The sequence below is a fragment of the Mesorhizobium sp. M7A.F.Ca.US.014.04.1.1 genome, assembly GCF_003998745.1.
Taxonomy (GTDB): domain Bacteria; phylum Pseudomonadota; class Alphaproteobacteria; order Rhizobiales; family Rhizobiaceae; genus Mesorhizobium; species Mesorhizobium ciceri.
On record NZ_RZRW01001414.1, the window covers coordinates 1 to 516 of the forward strand.

The 516-nt window shown below is 63.2% G+C and carries 1 protein-coding gene and 1 riboswitch; the gene reads left to right on the forward strand.

Features of this window, described 5'->3' with window-relative positions; translation table 11 throughout:
* Positions 1-285: crosslink repair DNA glycosylase YcaQ family protein (locus EOA22_RS36855; RefSeq protein WP_206521590.1), on the forward strand; the 285-nt coding region annotated here is incomplete at its 5' end.
* Positions 286-315: 30 nt separating this feature from the next.
* Positions 316-516: riboswitch (cobalamin riboswitch) on the forward strand. This riboswitch is flagged as partial in the annotation.

The window sequence follows — 516 nt, forward strand, 5'->3', positions numbered from 1 at the left end:
CGCATCGAGATCTACACACCTGCCGACAAGCGGCAGTATGGCTATTATGTCCTGCCGTTCCTGCTCGGCGACAGGATCGTGGCACGCGTCGACCTCAAGGCCGATCGCCCGGCCAGCATACTGCGGGTCCATGCGGCCTATGCCGAGCCCGGTGCGCCGCCTGAAACCGCTGCGGAGCTGTTCGAGGAATTGAAGCAGATGCAAGGTTGGCTCGGGCTCGAACGCATCGAAGTGACGCCTGCCGGCGATTTGGGCGCGGCGCTGGCCGACATAGCCGTGTCGTAAGCTCGCGTTGACACCGCCGCCCGCAAAAGCCTAAATCCGGTTCCAGATGGTCCCTTGCCCGCAACGGCAAGGGCTAAGAGGGAATGCGGTGCGGGGCAAAATCCCAAATCCGCGGCTGTCCCCGCAACTGTAAGCGAAGAGCCAAGGCCGAAAACCACTGGGAATTCCCGGGAAGGCGGCTACCCAAGGCGATGACTCGCGAGCCAGGAGACCTGCCGTCTGCGACTGTAG